The sequence below is a fragment of the Pedobacter boryungensis genome (assembly GCF_013204825.1).
Classification (GTDB): domain Bacteria; phylum Bacteroidota; class Bacteroidia; order Sphingobacteriales; family Sphingobacteriaceae; genus Pedobacter; species Pedobacter boryungensis.
The window spans coordinates 328,712-344,030 of sequence record NZ_JABMKV010000002.1; the positions used below are offsets into that span (position 1 = coordinate 328,712).

The 15,319-nt window shown below is 34.4% G+C and carries 14 protein-coding genes; 8 read left to right on the forward strand and 6 right to left on the reverse strand.

The features are described from left to right. Positions 1-39: 39 nt before the first annotated feature. The 6 genes from HQN85_RS07930 (at position 40) to HQN85_RS07955 (ending at position 8,019) form a co-directional block, all read left to right on the forward strand. Positions 40-393 (forward strand): winged helix-turn-helix transcriptional regulator, encoded by a 354-nt coding sequence (locus HQN85_RS07930; protein WP_173270989.1) that lies wholly within the window; start codon positions 40-42, stop codon positions 391-393. Between the two features lie 238 nt (positions 394-631). Beyond that, entirely contained in the window at positions 632-1,321 is a 690-nt protein-coding gene (locus tag HQN85_RS07935) for a hypothetical protein (protein ID WP_173270991.1), read from the forward strand. Between the two features lies 1 nt (position 1,322). Continuing rightward, positions 1,323-4,094, forward strand: coding sequence for a TonB-dependent receptor (locus HQN85_RS07940; RefSeq protein WP_173270993.1), 2,772 nt, complete (start codon positions 1,323-1,325; stop codon positions 4,092-4,094). A gap of 3 nt (positions 4,095-4,097) precedes the next feature. Beyond that, complete coding sequence (locus HQN85_RS07945; RefSeq protein WP_173270995.1) at positions 4,098-5,267, forward strand: DUF4249 domain-containing protein; 1,170 nt, start codon at positions 4,098-4,100, stop codon at positions 5,265-5,267. Between the two features lie 14 nt (positions 5,268-5,281). Continuing rightward, positions 5,282-7,648: a hypothetical protein gene (locus tag HQN85_RS07950; protein ID WP_173270996.1), complete on the forward strand. Its 2,367-nt coding sequence runs from the start codon at positions 5,282-5,284 to the stop codon at positions 7,646-7,648. 197 nt (positions 7,649-7,845) lie between these two features. Continuing rightward, a complete protein-coding gene (locus HQN85_RS07955; protein WP_173270998.1) occupies positions 7,846-8,019 on the forward strand; it encodes a DUF6496 domain-containing protein in 174 nt (57 codons plus the stop codon). Positions 8,020-8,103: 84 nt separating this feature from the next. Here HQN85_RS07955 and HQN85_RS07960 read toward each other — a convergent pair whose 3' ends face one another. Genes HQN85_RS07960 through HQN85_RS07980 form a run of 5 tightly spaced genes read right to left on the reverse strand, consistent with a single transcriptional unit; the run spans position 8,104 to position 12,461 of the window. Then, the gene (locus HQN85_RS07960) at positions 8,104-9,063 is read right to left on the reverse strand and encodes a hypothetical protein (RefSeq protein WP_173271000.1); all 960 of its coding nucleotides are present in this window, start codon (positions 9,061-9,063) and stop codon (positions 8,104-8,106) included. A 16-nt stretch (positions 9,064-9,079) separates the two neighbouring features. Continuing rightward, positions 9,080-10,042 carry a DUF6175 family protein gene (locus tag HQN85_RS07965; RefSeq protein WP_216847250.1) on the reverse strand — a complete coding sequence of 321 codons (963 nt, stop codon included), beginning with the start codon at positions 10,040-10,042 and terminating at the stop codon, positions 9,080-9,082. Between the two features lie 19 nt (positions 10,043-10,061). After that, positions 10,062-10,550, reverse strand: coding sequence for a hypothetical protein (locus tag HQN85_RS07970; RefSeq protein ID WP_173271002.1), 489 nt, complete (start codon positions 10,548-10,550; stop codon positions 10,062-10,064). A 10-nt stretch (positions 10,551-10,560) separates the two neighbouring features. After that, positions 10,561-11,088: a hypothetical protein gene (locus HQN85_RS07975; RefSeq protein WP_173271004.1), complete on the reverse strand. Its 528-nt coding sequence runs from the start codon at positions 11,086-11,088 to the stop codon at positions 10,561-10,563. Between the two features lie 29 nt (positions 11,089-11,117). Beyond that, positions 11,118-12,461 (reverse strand): hypothetical protein, encoded by a 1,344-nt coding sequence (locus tag HQN85_RS07980; RefSeq protein WP_173271006.1) that lies wholly within the window; start codon positions 12,459-12,461, stop codon positions 11,118-11,120. Between the two features lie 363 nt (positions 12,462-12,824). Between HQN85_RS07980 and HQN85_RS07985 the strand changes: the two genes are divergently transcribed. Further along, positions 12,825-13,388, forward strand: a complete 564-nt coding sequence (locus HQN85_RS07985; RefSeq protein WP_173271008.1) for a thiamine pyrophosphokinase — start codon at positions 12,825-12,827, stop codon at positions 13,386-13,388. After that, entirely contained in the window at positions 13,385-13,888 is a 504-nt protein-coding gene (locus HQN85_RS07990) for a GNAT family N-acetyltransferase (protein WP_173271010.1), read from the forward strand. The genes HQN85_RS07985 and HQN85_RS07990 overlap by 4 nt, the downstream gene beginning before the upstream one ends. Before the next feature lie 89 nt (positions 13,889-13,977). Here HQN85_RS07990 and HQN85_RS07995 read toward each other — a convergent pair whose 3' ends face one another. After that, a complete protein-coding gene (locus HQN85_RS07995; protein WP_173271012.1) occupies positions 13,978-15,291 on the reverse strand; it encodes a M20/M25/M40 family metallo-hydrolase in 1,314 nt (437 codons plus the stop codon). Positions 15,292-15,319: the final 28 nt, after the last annotated feature.

The window sequence follows — 15,319 nt, forward strand, 5'->3', positions numbered from 1 at the left end:
TGCTAATTTTTTGTATAGTGTAATGATAATCAGTTAGTTATGGAAAATGAAGAGAGTGGGGAAGCTTGTAATGCCTTTCTAAATCCTATTGGCGATGCTTTATATGTAATTGGGGGAAAGTGGAAACTACGTGTAATTTCGGGACTAAGAGATGGAAGTAAACGGTTCAATGAAATTCAAAGAGCAGTACATGGAATTTCTGCTCGTGTGCTTTCGGCTGAGTTAAAGGAATTGGAGTTGAATGGTTTTGTTAAAAGAATAGTTCATCACCAACAAACACCCGTGGTAGTAGAATACCAACTTACCGAATATGCAGGAAGTTTAAGCAATGTGCTACATGCTTTAGCCGATTGGGGAACGATGCATCGTGATAAGTTGAGACGAGATAGGTAGCGTATTTGGTTGAATAAGCTAAACCGAATTACGAAAACAAGATAGTAGTAAATAAAAAATAGCAAGTTTTAACCTATGCTGAATGGTAAATAATAGCAACAATCTTGTTAAGCGAGAACGTTTAACGATAATAATTCTGTTTTTTTAATTATTATAACTAAACTTACAGTAGGAATTTACTGATCTTCTATAAATGCTCAAAACATTCGTCCCTTTTTATGTAATATGTTTCTTTTGGATGACAGCAACCAGTGTTCTTGCACAATCTGATCAGCCAGATAGCTTAAAAAAAGAACATAACAAATATGTAGAAAACTACTTCAATAAAGCCATTGATCAACAATCTAGGTTAATAAATGGAAGACAATATAATTTTTATAATACAGCGATAGAAGGTTTTGGTTACTTCATGGAAACGCGAAAATTTGTAAATGGTACAGTGAATTATGATGGTTTTCGCTTTGAAAATGTCCCTCTAATTTACGACCAATTTAAAGACCTTCTCATAAGTACAACAGGCGATGATTTAATGGCGTATAGCCTATTAAGTGAAAGAGTAAAAGATTTTTATGTTCATGATCATCACTTTGTTCGAGTAGCTGTAGATTCCACTACGACAAACTCACCGATTCGAACTGGATTTTATGACCTCATACACGATGGTAAAATCAAAGTTCTAGTAAAGAGAAGGAAGACTATTCAAGAAAATTCAAAAGCACAGAAATATTTTTCATCATACACTGACTATTTTGTACAAAAAGACAATGTATATTATAAAATTAGTAGCGAATCGTCATTTATGAGATTATTTAAGGAAGAAAAAGATAGTTTTAGAAAACAGCTAAAGAACCAGGCCATAAAATTTAGAAAACAGCCAGAAGAAGCAATGATACTATTAGGAAATTATTATAACACTTTGAGCAATTAATATGCGTTTGTTAGGCCTCTTAATAGTATTGATGACTACCATGTTTATAAAAGCATCGGCACAAAAGCCCGATGATATTTTGTTTACGGTTAACTATACAAATGCTAATCTTAAGCAGGTTGTTTTAGATTTAGAGGCAAAAAGTGGAGTGCATTTCTTTTACGATCCGATTCAAGCAGATAGCCTTGCCATTACATTCAAGGCCGAAAAAAAGAGCTTAGATGATATCTTAACTAATGTTTTTAAGAATACAGGGTTCAACTTTTTACGTCATGAACAGCAAGTATTCCTTAGCAAAACGAAATCATTAAACGTTAATCTTGCATCAGATTATTATCCTAAAGACACTAAATCTACTGCCCAAACCAATGTCAATCCTGCTCAACAGAAGCTAGCGTTAATGCAAAATAGAAATGCACAAAATGCTAATTTGGCAAATAAGATTTATGAAATCGGTTTTAAAACAAATCAAATTAAAAGTAAATCAGTAACTATTGCTGGCTATATACGTGATTTAAAAACTGGTGATCCTATTGCAGGTGGAAGTATTTTTGTAGTTAATTCACCTCTAGGAGCAATTTCAGATGATAATGGTTTTTATACACTTACATTACCAAGCGGAAAGCAAACACTTTTAGTGAAAGCGGGTGGTCATGCAGATGCGCAAAGGCAATTGATTTTATACGATGATGGGAATTTAGATATCACTGTGCAAGAATCTATTTATGCGTTAAAAGAAGTTAAAATATCTGCTGACCGAATTGCGAATGTAAAAAGTTTAGAGATGGGTGTTAACCGTTTAGATATTAAAGCTATAAAACAGGTGCCAACTGTTTTTGGAGAGCCTGATATTTTAAGAGTGATATTAACACTTCCAGGAGTACAATCTGTTGGAGAAGCTAGTACTGGATTTAATGTTCGCGGTGGCTCAGCGGATCAGAATTTGATCTTACTAAATGACGCAACAATTTATAATCCGTCCCACTTTTTCGGATTTTTCTCTGCTTTCAATCCAGATGTAGTCAAGGATGTTCAACTGTATAAAAGCACTATACCAGAAAAATTTGGAGGTAGACTGTCGTCGGTATTAGAAGTGACAAATAGAGAAGGTAATATGAAAAAATTTACCGGAACAGCAGGTATTGGATTAATTACAAGTAGATTAAATATTGAAGGACCAATAGACAGCAATAAAACATCGTTTATATTTGGCGGACGTACTACGTATTCGAATTGGTTACTAAAACTCTTGCCAGATGCATATAAACGAAGTAAGGCATCCTTTACAGACTTGAATTTAGGCATAACTCACATTTTTAACGAAAAGAATAAAATCTCTTTATCAGGCTATTATAGTACAGACGACTTTAAATTAAATAGCGATACCGCATACGCCTATGCCAATAAGAACGGTTCTATTAAATGGAAGCATGATTTCAATGATAAATTTTCTGGAACATTAACCAGTGGTGTTGATTTATATTCATATAACGTAAAGGCAGATGTAAATCCTATAAATGCCTATAAACTTGATTTTAGTATCGCTCAGTATAATTTTAAAACAGACTTTAATTATCGCTTAAACGAAAAGCATACCATTGGTTTCGGGTTATCAAGCATTTACTATCAACTTAAACCGGGCAGCTTTAAGCCTTTAGGTGAAAAATCACTCGTTAAAACAGATATTATAGAGCAAGAACAAGCTTTGGAAAGTGCAATTTACCTAGGAGATAAATATGATGTTACAAATGATTTATCTTTTGACGTTGGGCTTCGTTATTCGTTATACAATTATTTAGGAGCACATACGATTAATAACTATGCACCTAATTTGCCAATAGAAGAGGTAAATCAAATAGGTACTACCACTTATGCGAAAAACAAATTCATACAAACCTATCATGGGCCAGAAATAAGAGCATCGGCTAGGTATAGTTTTAATCAAGATCTTTCCATCAAGGCATCTTACAATACGCTGAGACAATACATCCACCTTTTATCTAATACAACAGCAATAGCGCCAACAGATGTTTGGAAACTAAGCGATCCTAATATTAAACCCCAATTTGGAAGTCAAGTATCCTTAGGCATTTACAAGAATTTCAAAAACCAAACCATTGAGACTTCTATTGAAGTGTACTACAAGAAGATTAAAGATTATCTTGATTATAAAAGTGGTGCCGTACTTGTGCTTAATCATCATATAGAAACGGATGTAGTTGGCACAAAAGGTAAAGCCTATGGAGCTGAATTCTTTTTGAAAAAGAATACGGGTAAATTGAATGGCTGGTTAAGCTATGCATACTCAAGAACATTGCTTAAAATGGATAACCCGATTGCAGGCGCAACAATTAATAATGGTGCAGATTACCCAGCTAATTATGATAAGCCACATGCATTTAATTTTACAGGGAATTATCGTATGAAACAACGCTATAGTATATCTTTAAATATGACCTATAGTACAGGTAGGCCAATTACACTTCCTATTGCTAAATATTATTATGGAGGTAGTGAGCGAGTTTATTATTCTGATAGAAATAGTTACAGAATTCCTGATTATTTTAGAATGGATTTATCTTTTAATGTAGAGGGTAATCACAAATTGAAACAAAAAACACATAATTCATGGACGTTTGGCGTGTATAACCTTACCGGTACAAAGAACGCGTATTCTACTTATTTTGTTCAAGAAAGCGGAGTAATTAATGGATATAAACTTTCGATATTTGCCAGTGCGATCCCTTTTGTAAATTACAATATTAGATTTTAAGGAATGAAAGCATATAAATACACCTATCTAATTTTGCTTACATTCATAGTAATGTCTTGCAAGCAATCCTTTAAACCCGAAGTAACTACAATAAATAGTAATTTACTGGTGGTTGAAGGCATGATTAATGCTGGAGCAGATTCGACAATTATTAAATTGAGTAGAACTGTGATTATTGCTAACAAAAACACGGCAAAACCAGAGATTGGTGCTACTGTTGTTGTTGAAAGTGATGCAAATGAAAAGTATCCTTTAATAGAAGAACTTCCAGGCAAATATGCAAAATTAGCTTTGAACTTAAACAGCAATAAAAAGTACAGATTAAGCATTAAAACTAAAGGCGGTGTAAGTTATTTGTCTGATTTTGTAGAAGCAAAAATTACCCCCCCAATTGACAGTGTAAGTTGGGCGGCTAAAAATGATGGTGTTCAACTCTACGCGAATACCCATGATGCAACTAATAATACCCGGTACTATCGTTGGGAGTATGTAGAAACCTGGCTTTTTCATGCCGAATATGAGTCTAGATATATTTCTGATGGGAAGAAAATTTTAGACCGCGATATGAATACCCAAAATATTTATACCTGCTGGCAGAGCTACAAATCAAGTTCCATAATATTAGGATCTTCATCAAAACTAGAGAATGACGTAATGTATTTAAGTCCCCTAACTTTTATTCCTTCAACTTCTGAAAAGATTGAAGAAAAATATAGCATCCTTGTAAAACAATATGCATTAACTAAAGAAGCTTTTGGATTTTGGGAAAAACTTAAAAAGAATACAGAAAGCCTAGGCTCTATATTTGATGCGCAACCATCTCAATTAACAGGAAACATTCACAATGTAAATGATCCGGCAGAACCAGTTATTGGGTATATCAGTGTAGGAACCACGCAACAGAAACGCATATTTATTCCAAAAGATAAATTGCCAAAATGGACAACAATCTATCCTTATGAATGTACAACGCCAACAGATACTGTTTGGGTTACTGAACCAAAAACAGGATCAAAACTAGAAGACATGCTGTTTCATTCGTTTATTTTAGTCCCTTTAGATCCTCTTTATGCAAAGAATGGTACTACGATAATTGGGCATTATGGTACTACAAAACAATGTGGCGATTGTACGATAAGAGGAACAAATAAGAAACCTGATTTTTGGCAATAAAACACATGAGATACATGAACAAAATTGTATTTAATATAGTTATGCTCTTGCTATTAATCAGCGGAAGTACTTTGAATGCACAGATATTACCTGCGCTACAACAAGCATTTACGAATTACCAGCAAAAAGTATTTCAAGAAAAAATGTTTATGCATACCGATAAGGAATCTTATCTGGTAGGAGAACTTATCTGGTTTAAAATTTATAATGTTGATGCAACTAATCGGCAACCTGCAACAATTAGTAAGATTGCGTATGTAGAGGTATTGGATCAGCAAAACAACCCTATACTACAAACTAAAATTGAATTGAATAATGGTAGCGGTAGTGGCTCTTTGGACATTCCGAATATGGCTAAAAGCGGAAAATACAAATTGAGGGCATATACCAATTGGATGAAAAATTTTGGACCAGATGTCTTTTTTGAAAAACCCCTAGTTCTTCTTAACCCACAAAATGCACCAGAAAAGCAAAATGCTACCAATAATACTACAGATTTACAGTTTTTTCCAGAAGGCGGAGACCTCGTTGTTGGAATTACCTCTACAGTAGGCTTTAGGGCAATTAGCCCAAATGGGAAAGGAATTTTTTTAAAAGGAGCAGTTGTTGATGATCGGAATGATACTGTAGCTAGATTTCAGACTTTAAAATTTGGAAATGGTCAGTTTAAATTTACTCCTATTAGTGGGCGTACCTATAAAGCAATTGCCATTATTTCAAATGGAGAGGTACTAATTAAAGAACTTCCTTTAGCACTTAGACAAGGGTATGTGATGAACCTAACTCATACGAATTCAGGGAAGTTAGATTTAGTAGTACGAACAAATATAGCTGCAAATAGAGTTTATGCGTTCATTCACCAAGGAAAGAAAGTAATTGTAGCCTTGGATGCATCTATTGATGAGAAAAAAGCTACTCTCCAGATAGATAAAGAAAAACTACCTGAAGGCATTTCTTATATTACCATATTTGATCAAGAGGGTAAGCCTGTTTGTGAAAGATTGTTTTTTAAACCACCGACAAAAAAACTTCAAATACTTGCCAAATCCGATTTATTACAATATAAACAGCGTCAAAAAGTAGCGGTGAATATTGAGACTAAAAATGAAATAAGTCAACCTAAAGAAGCTAATTTATCAGTCTCGGTTCGAAAATTAGATTCCTTGGAATTTAAAAATCAGAATGATATCACTAGTTATATGTGGTTGAGTTCTGAATTGAAAGGTGAATTTGAATCACCAGAATATTACTTAAATAATACTACAGAAGAAAGCAATCAGGCATTAGAGAATTTATTGCTTACTCAAGGTTGGAGAAAACTGAATTGGACTGAAGTACTACAGAACACCACGCCTTCTTTCAAGTATTTACCAGAATATAATGGACATATTGTTTCTGGAACCCTAAAAAATGGAAATGTACCTTCAGAAGTAAATACATTGGTGTATATGAGTGTTCCTAGTAGAAGACTTCAATTCTATGCCTCAAAAACAGATGCAAATGGTAAGTTCTTATTTAACACGAAAGACTTTTATGGATCCAATGAGGTAATTATACAAACCAATTATAAAATAGATAGTACTTCCACTATTTCAATTCAAAGCCCTTTTTCTGAACAATACAGCACAACAAAGTACACACCTCTAACCTTACAGCAAAACGTAATTGGGCAGTTGGAAAAAAGGAACTTAGGCGTTCAGGTTCAAAATATGTACGTAAGCAACCAAATGAAGCAATTTTACGCTCCAAATGTAGATAGTACTGATTTTTTTCAAACAGCCTATAAAACCTATAAAATTAATGAGTATACACGCTTCAATAGGTTAGAAGATGTATTGCGAGAATATGTAAGGGAAGTATTGGTCTCTAAAAGGAACAATAACTTTCACATGAATATGGTTAGCAAAACAGTTTATTTTAGTGAAGACCCCTTAGTGTTAATTGATGGTGTTCCTCATTTTGACTTTAATAAATTGATGACTATAGATCCAAATGTGTTTGAAAAATTAGAAGTGGTGCGAGATCAATATTATTATGGGTCAATTATGGCTGAAGGAATTCTAAAATTCACTACTTATAAAAGCAAATTATCGACAGTAGAATTAGATCCTCATGCCATTGTATTAGATTATGAGGGTATGCAATTGCAGCGAGAATTCTATATGCCAGTATACGATAATGCGGAACAGAAAAATAGTCGCCTACCAGATTTTAGAAACGTTTTATATTGGTCTCCAAATTTAACTACGAATGTAAAGGGTGTCGGGCAATTCAGTTTTTACACTTCAGATCAACCGGGTACATATATTGGTGTAATTCAAGGAATGACGAATGAAGGCTTAGCTGGCAGTAAAACGTTTACTTTTGAAGTTGTAAAATAACTCACCCAACTCTATAGACTCTTAAAAGCATTTATCTGTAATTATAAGATTAATCGCATGTTCTTTAAGTGGTGATGTGTAGTATTCTTTTAAGTGTCTTAATTAAAAATAATATTTTTAAAACTGTTGCTAAATTAACCTGTTTATAAAAAAACCATCTAATGATACTAATTTGTTTCATTTAACTAGGTTTAATCATGGCAAAATATTCGAAAAAAGCAGGCGAAAAAGTCGAGCAAGCAATGCATGAAAAAAAAGAAGGAACGTTAAAAACCGGAACAGGTAAAAAAGTAACTTCTAAAAAACAAGCCATCGCAATAGGCTTATCAGAAGCTAAGAAAGAAGGTGCAAAGGTTCCAAAAAAGAAGTAATGCAGGCTGGAATACAGGTTTAATCAACAAAAAAATCGCTTGCAATGAGTTAAAATGCAAGCGATTTGAAATCGAATTAATTAATTACCACCAACCTTTAACGTTATAAATAACTGCTTGTGGCTGTTGCGCAGTGGCATAGGCCGCAGCAGCAGAATAGGCTGATTTTAAGACATCAGCATCTGCTTGTTGTTGCTTAAATATAAAGTTCCATTCACGTTTATCATTTTCCTTAATGCTTTTTGCAATTTGATTAACAAAGGTTTTTACATCTGTGTAACAAGAAGAATTTGGATCAATTTGCGATAGGATTTCGCCAGCTCTATTTGCGCCTTCGAAATTCTGATTTGCTGCCCAAACGGTTTTGGCTTCCAATAATTTGACTTGACACATTTTATTAATGTGTTTCTTATAAATCGGGATGATTGCTGTTCTTGCTTTGCTGTAACAAGCACTACTTGATTCTGGTATGCCCGATAACTTATAAAATGCCTCTTCATACCTTCCTTGATTCGCTAAGCTTTGTGCATCGCTGATAATAAAGTCACAACGGGTGTTGTAATATTTTAAGATTTTTGCTTTTCCAGATTCTAAAAATGCCTGAATAGCAGTGTTGCTGCCATTAATGTTTTTTATAGCAGAGATATAAGCTTTCGTTTCATTCTCGCCTACACCTCTTACACTAACTGTAGTACTGGCGAATTTTGTGCCCTCTATTCCATCACCAACATAGAGGGTTACATCTAAAGATAATGCTACCATGGTTGGGGCAGTCGCTGTTACATCTTTTGAAAGTACACCAACGTTTGCAGTGATAATAAATCGTTCGCTCATGTTGCTGCCACCAATTCCATTTTGAGAGATGAGCTGATTTAACTTATTAGATAAAATGCTTCTGGCTGATTCTGGCATTTTTTCAATTTGATCGGGTACATAGGCTGCAAGCGTTATTCTACCAAGATCATCTGATTTACCCTGCGTATTTTGGGCATGTGCACCTAAAACAGTAAATAGCGCAATAAAGAAAATTAGTAATTTTTTCATGTTTAGCTTTTAATTTTTATTTATCTCCCAAAACAATTACAGCCTGACCAAGTCCTTTAGTCATTAGTTTATTTACTATGGTATAAGGCGCTGCGGTAAGGAATTTTTGAAGATTTCTAGTAAATCCTCTGGCATCAATTGCGTTGCCTGAAGCATCGTATAACGGAATACGCACTTGCTCAAACAGTAACATATTTTCTGTTGATTCGCTGGTGCTAAATCTGCCTTTAACGGTATTTGCTCTCATCCAATTTTCGATGATCGTACCTAATTCCTCTCCACCATATTCCTTCTCCAAATCACCATTCCATTTTTCGAATTTCTTAACACGAACAATAATTTCACGACCATTCGCAAATAGATCATCAAAATGACGTTGCAAGCCTGCGTTAAAATTATCGATCTTATCAATTACTGCTTCTTCTAACATTACCGCTGGGTCTGCACTAAACGAAGGGTTTCCTGTGCCACCTGCGGTTGCCACTTCCTTATCAGTATACGCATCAATTCCTTGCAAGGTAAAACGGATCGATTTTTTAGGTCCTGTTTTTAAAACTTCAAAGGTTAACTGCATAATGATATCGGCTTTAGCAGTCTTCCTTAATTTATCAATTGGAGATTCTACTACGCCGCTACCACCACTTTTAGAGGTAAGCATAGCATCTTCGGCGCTTTCAGATGCCAATGATTTCATTACAGATTCCATGTTTTTTAAAGGGAAACCTCTATCTGCCATTAATCCGTTAATTTTACTAATCATTGCAATTAGATCGGCATTTTCTTGAAATGCTCTTTTATAGTCAGGAACTTTTTCTTTTGTTCCCTGATTATCGAATTCTTTCATGTAACCATTCTGATTGCACCAAACATCGCTTGGCACCACCATAATTGTAGGTTTTTTTGCTTGAGAGAATACAGATGTGGTAAAGCCCAGTATCATGAAAGATAAGAGCATTATTTTGATGATTTTTAGTTTCATATCTATCTTTTATGCTAGGTTATTGTTTAAGAATGCCATCGGCAATCATTTTTTGTTTAAGCTCTGGTTTTTTAATTTTAATGATAAATCCACTATTGATCATTCTTTTTGCATACTCAGGGTCTTTTGAAAAGTTCACCTCAACCATATCATCTTTAATAAAAGCGTAGTTTCTGTATGCTCCACCATCAGCGAAAAACTTATTAAAATAAGCTTCATTATTAGCTTTAATATTCGCTTCTGCTAAAATTGGTTTCACATCGCAGGTTGCTTTTCCTTCTACAATGCCTCCAAATAAAATATCATTTATTGCATTCTTTTTAGCTTGTTCAATAACGGTAACTGTTTCTGCAGTGTTTGACCATGCATTTACAATTTGAGTTCCATCTAGCTCCACACTCACACATTCTGTTTTATGGGTGTAATAGTTATTTGCAATTTTAGGAGTTGAACAACTTGCATAGCTTAGCAATACAGCTAAACCAGCGTATAATAATTTCTTTCTCATTGTTTAAAAATTAAAAGCCAGCATTAAGAGATTTCAGAATGCCTGCGTCTTCTAAATCTTTTCTTAGTAAAGCAACATTCACAGAAACAAGCACACCAATTTTGTATTCTTTACCTACTCTTAGTCTATCTTCCGCTGCTACTGCACCATCAGTTGTTAAAGAAACAAACTTCATGTATTTACCCCCTTCACTAAAAAAGTCGGTGAAGAACTCTTTCTTTTCTTCTTCAATATTTACGTTTGTGGTGAGGGGTGGTTTACCAGCAATACCTGTTTTACCTGGAAATCCTTTAAAAATAATTGCATGTACAGCATTCTTTTTGGCTTGTTCAATGGCTACTGCTGGGCGTTTAGAGTACGACCATACTTTAACTAAATAAGTTCCTTGTACGCCGGTTCCGGCTACTTCAACTTCATATCGCCAAGCTTCTGTTTGTTCGTCGGCCTTTTTCTTTGCATGCGCTTGCGCTTTAGTAGTTAGAGAGAATCCAACTACAAAAAGGCACAATAAGAGCGAACTTAAGATGTGTTTTTTCATCTGTATAATAAATATTAATAATTGTTGGTTTATTTGATTTGTCTAATTAGCATTCCCGCAGCGAAGTTTTTACCACCTTTAAAGGTTGTTCTATCAATTGGGGTTTTAGATTTACTTTTTTTATCCTCCTTTTCAGATAGCTCTCCTTCTGCAGCATTGTATCTGTTGTCCCAAATCGAATTTTTATCGACGGTGATAATACCTTTTCTCACGTATGCTGTTAAGCCAGTTTTAGGATCTAGGGTCTGTTCCAATACCTCGAATTTATCACCTCCTTCTATGCCTTCTTTTAGGCCAATTTTAGCCGTGATAGGTTCTCCAGAGTACAATGGTGTTTTCGGCTTAAATACATCGTATTCTTTTTGGAGTTTTGCGAAAACATTATCTACGTTTCGTACTGTTGCTAATTCTACAATTTCATCTTCAGTTCTTTTAGATTTTAAGGAGAACGTAACGAGTGTACTAGATTTTTCGCTACCTACAAATTCCATGTCAAAATCTGATGCGTTGTCAAATGCTTGCTTTTTCTTCACATTTAAGCTCTTTTTATCCATCCAGTATTTATCATAAAAAACGGCTGCAGTCGTGTCGTTCCATTTCAATCGATATAAATAAGAGGTTGTCCACACAGAATATCCTTCTTTGGTTTTGTTATAAACTGCTTCGGCGGCTTTATCTGCAAGCATTTGACCGAAAGTGCCTAATTTTGAGGTTTGTGTTTTGGCAGCTAACATAATAGCCAAGGCAATAGGCTCATTACTTACAAATTTCAGTTTTGTAAAAACAACAAAGGTGTTTTTGATCAATTCTTCACCTGCATCAGCTAAAGAGGCAGTTCCTCTTGCAGATCCCTTTGCAATATTTGCTGCCATTTCCGTTGCGTCATATGAACCTCTTTCTGCAATAAGTTTCATGTCAAAAGAACCATCTGGCTGACGGTCGAACCATTTTGCGATAAGTTGATTGGCAATCTTTTTATCCTTAATGAACTTATTAATTACTAATGACATTTCGGAGCCATCACCATCACTTCCTTTTAATGCACCAGCTGTTGCGGTTAAACTACTAAACATCCCTTTTTTTGAGCTAGTGGCGGCGGTGGTTGGAGCAGTTCCAACAACACCATATTGTGATGGATCGAAAGAATTAAAGCCAATAGAATGGTTATTGTATTTTTCTGGAAACGGAGCATTACTGTAGGCTTTCATTACCGTTTCTTTTCTAGGAAAATCTTCTGATTCAAGTAAGATCAAATGGAGCGAATTTCTGCGGTATTTTACTGCACTTTCTGCATCGCCAGCTTGGGCTTTTACTAGGGTACTAAAACCCATAAGTAACCCAAATAAAACAAATAATTTTTGTGGAATTTTCATAATATTGATATAGTTTGTTTGGTTTAAGAGCGTTGTATGATAACCTAAATAGCTTTATAATAGCTTTGCCTTAATTTTCGTTTAGCATTATATTATTCGTCTATTTTTAACTATTAATTATTATGTTTTCCTTTAGGTAGGATTTCTTAACTAAAAGTCAATAAATTGGATGTAACAAAAAATACCTACTTATGGGTATTTTTCATTCATTTTTGCCACTTTTTGAGTGATGTAAAGATTTTTACTGCCTATTTTGGTGATTTGCTGTTAGATTATGCGAAAAACTATAATTGGAAGTGAGGGGAAACAATCCAATTTGATAACTATTACTATAAATACTGAAATTCATTTTATCTTCGCTACATGTCATCACATCATATTGTAAGAGAAAAACAAGAGCCAGCGCTATATATTCATCATTTAGGTAATTTTGACGAAGAATTTCTAGGTCAGTTATTAGAATGGAGCCCCACTTTAATTGTTGCCGCAAGCGAATATGAAAAAGCAATTTCTTTAGGTTTAAAGGTGGATGTGGTTATTGGACCAGATGAGCAAATGCAACAGCAGGAAAATACAAAGTGGATATTCTCATCTAGAGCTAATTTGCAAACAGTGGTTAAATATTTAATTGCAGAAAAATATCCCGCTGTAAACATTATCAGTAAGGAAAATAGATTTGATGATTTAGCCGAGTTTTTACCGGAAATTAATATCGTGTTGTTTACAGAAACGGAGAAAAGCTATGCAGTTAAACCTGGTTTTAGTGTTTGGAAACCAGCGGGCTCAATTTTTCATATCGATATTATTTCGTATTTCGAAACCAGTAATTTAAAGCAAGAAGAGAACGGAGATTTTGTGGTGTTGAATGATGGTTTTGTAAGTTTTAATTTTAGTACTGATTATTTGTTTTTAAGCGAGTTGTTATGATAGTTTTAAGGAAAGCAAAAGAAGATGATATCGCTATCATTAGCGATTTGGCAGCACAAATTTGGCCACAAACTTACAGCGCTTATATTAGCGCAGAGCAGTTAAATTACATGCTTGATTTAATGTATAATAGAGGCGAATTATTATCACAACTACAAAAAGGACATACATTTTTAATTGCTACAGAAACTGAACAAGATAAAGATGTTGGCTTTGCTGGGTTTTCAATTATAGACGCAGAAAATCAAATTTATAAATTACACAAATTATATGTTTTGCCAGAAACGCATGGAAAGGGTGTTGGTAAAATCCTGATTAATGAAGTAAAGAATGTAGCTGTTCGCAGTGGCGGAAAAGCATTGCAACTTAATGTGAATAGAAATAACAATGCAAAGGAATTTTATTTAAAGGCAGGCTTTAAAATAAAAGAAACCGTTGACATTGAAATTGGCAACGGTTTCTTGATGAATGATTACGTAATGGAGCTTGAGATCAGCTAACCATCTCGTTATGCTCAGCTTGACTGGCATCTTAATGCAGTTACACTATATCATTCCCATTTTCATGAGAATGGTATAGTGTTAAAATTTTATTGTCTTGGTGCTAATTTTGGAATACGTGTTGGCGTATCAATACCTTTTACAATACTCACGGCACTTTTAGCAATTGCTTTAATGGTTGATAAGATGTTTTCTACATCAAGCGTTTTATATTCGTCAGTAACTTGATGATAATGTTTATCAATATCAATTTGATCTGTACTTATTGTGTGCGCTGGAACGCCTAAAGCTGCTAAAGTAGCATTGTCGCTTCTATAAAATAAATTTTGTTCAGTATAAGGATCTGGGTGGAAGGTAAACTCTGTTCCTTCTAAGTTCTTCTGTAAGATTTTGCCGAAATCGGATCTTTCGTAACCAGTAATAAAAGCACTATTTTTACCAAACTTGCTGTCTTTACCAATCATTTCGATGTTAAACATGGCAATAACATCATCAGGATTTAACTGTTGTGAAAAATAACGAGCGCCATAACCACCAATTTCTTCTGCGGTGAAGCCTACAAAAATTAAAGTACGTTCATTGTTGTTTAGCTTTTTGTAATATTTAGCTAAGGCAATCATAGCCGAAGTTCCAGAAGCATCATCATCTGCACCATTCATAATACTATCGCCTTCTTTCGGTGCAACAATACCCATATGGTCATAATGGCCAGAAAAAATAACTAAGTCTTTGGCTTTTGATTTACCAGGAATAATACCTGCAACGTTAAATAAAGGCATCTTCACAACTTCATTTTTCAATTCAACCTTAAAATCTTTTGCTACAGTATCTTTGTCTAAAATTAAAACTAGAGCACCAGGTTTTGCAGGAGTTAAGTCTTTTTCATCAACAGCTCTAGCAGGTTGGGCTTTCAAACGGTTAAACATATCTACGAATTTCACATCCACTAATACCAACTGTTTTTTGCCACTTCTGCTAATTGTTCTGTATTGGCTCATGAAATCTTTTGCTGGATCAAGTTTAATCCAACCATCTCCACTAGTTTGATCAAAAGAAAGTTCTTTCGAATTGTTACCAACTATTGCTATGTTTTGGTTGTCTACTGTTTTCCCATCAATAGTTACATTAACTGAAGAAGGTTTTAATTGGTATTTGTAGAATGTTTGGCGATATCCGGTTGCACCATCTAGTGGTTTCAATCCAATTTGCTTGAATTCATTTTCGATAAAGGTGGCTGCCTTATCAATTCCAGGAGTAAATGTTCTTCTGCCCTGCATATCATCACTGCTCAATGTTTTTATCAAATGATCTACATAATCTTTTGTGATAATTTTATTAATGTCTTGTGCAGATGCAATTGAAGCACTACACAATAGCAATAGGGTGTAAATTGTTCTTTTCATTTTATATATTTTCTTAAAAGCTTTTAAG

Bases quoted from the DNA above. Each gene is read 5' to 3' on its own strand.
- HQN85_RS07930 (WP_173270989.1), top strand. From the start codon at position 40: ATGGAAAATGAAGAGAGTGGGGAAGCTTGTAATGCCTTTCTAAATCCT.
- HQN85_RS07935 (WP_173270991.1), top strand. From the start codon at position 632: ATGACAGCAACCAGTGTTCTTGCACAATCTGATCAGCCAGATAGCTTA.
- HQN85_RS07940 (WP_173270993.1), top strand. From the start codon at position 1,323: ATGCGTTTGTTAGGCCTCTTAATAGTATTGATGACTACCATGTTTATA.
- HQN85_RS07945 (WP_173270995.1), top strand. From the start codon at position 4,098: ATGAAAGCATATAAATACACCTATCTAATTTTGCTTACATTCATAGTA.
- HQN85_RS07950 (WP_173270996.1), top strand. From the start codon at position 5,282: ATGAACAAAATTGTATTTAATATAGTTATGCTCTTGCTATTAATCAGC.
- HQN85_RS07955 (WP_173270998.1), top strand. From the start codon at position 7,846: ATGGCAAAATATTCGAAAAAAGCAGGCGAAAAAGTCGAGCAAGCAATG.
- HQN85_RS07960 (WP_173271000.1), bottom strand. From the start codon at position 9,063: ATGAAAAAATTACTAATTTTCTTTATTGCGCTATTTACTGTTTTAGGT.
- HQN85_RS07965 (WP_216847250.1), bottom strand. From the start codon at position 10,042: ATGAAACTAAAAATCATCAAAATAATGCTCTTATCTTTCATGATACTG.
- HQN85_RS07970 (WP_173271002.1), bottom strand. From the start codon at position 10,550: ATGAGAAAGAAATTATTATACGCTGGTTTAGCTGTATTGCTAAGCTAT.
- HQN85_RS07975 (WP_173271004.1), bottom strand. From the start codon at position 11,088: ATGAAAAAACACATCTTAAGTTCGCTCTTATTGTGCCTTTTTGTAGTT.
- HQN85_RS07980 (WP_173271006.1), bottom strand. From the start codon at position 12,461: ATGAAAATTCCACAAAAATTATTTGTTTTATTTGGGTTACTTATGGGT.
- HQN85_RS07985 (WP_173271008.1), top strand. From the start codon at position 12,825: ATGTCATCACATCATATTGTAAGAGAAAAACAAGAGCCAGCGCTATAT.
- HQN85_RS07990 (WP_173271010.1), top strand. From the start codon at position 13,385: ATGATAGTTTTAAGGAAAGCAAAAGAAGATGATATCGCTATCATTAGC.
- HQN85_RS07995 (WP_173271012.1), bottom strand. From the start codon at position 15,291: ATGAAAAGAACAATTTACACCCTATTGCTATTGTGTAGTGCTTCAATT.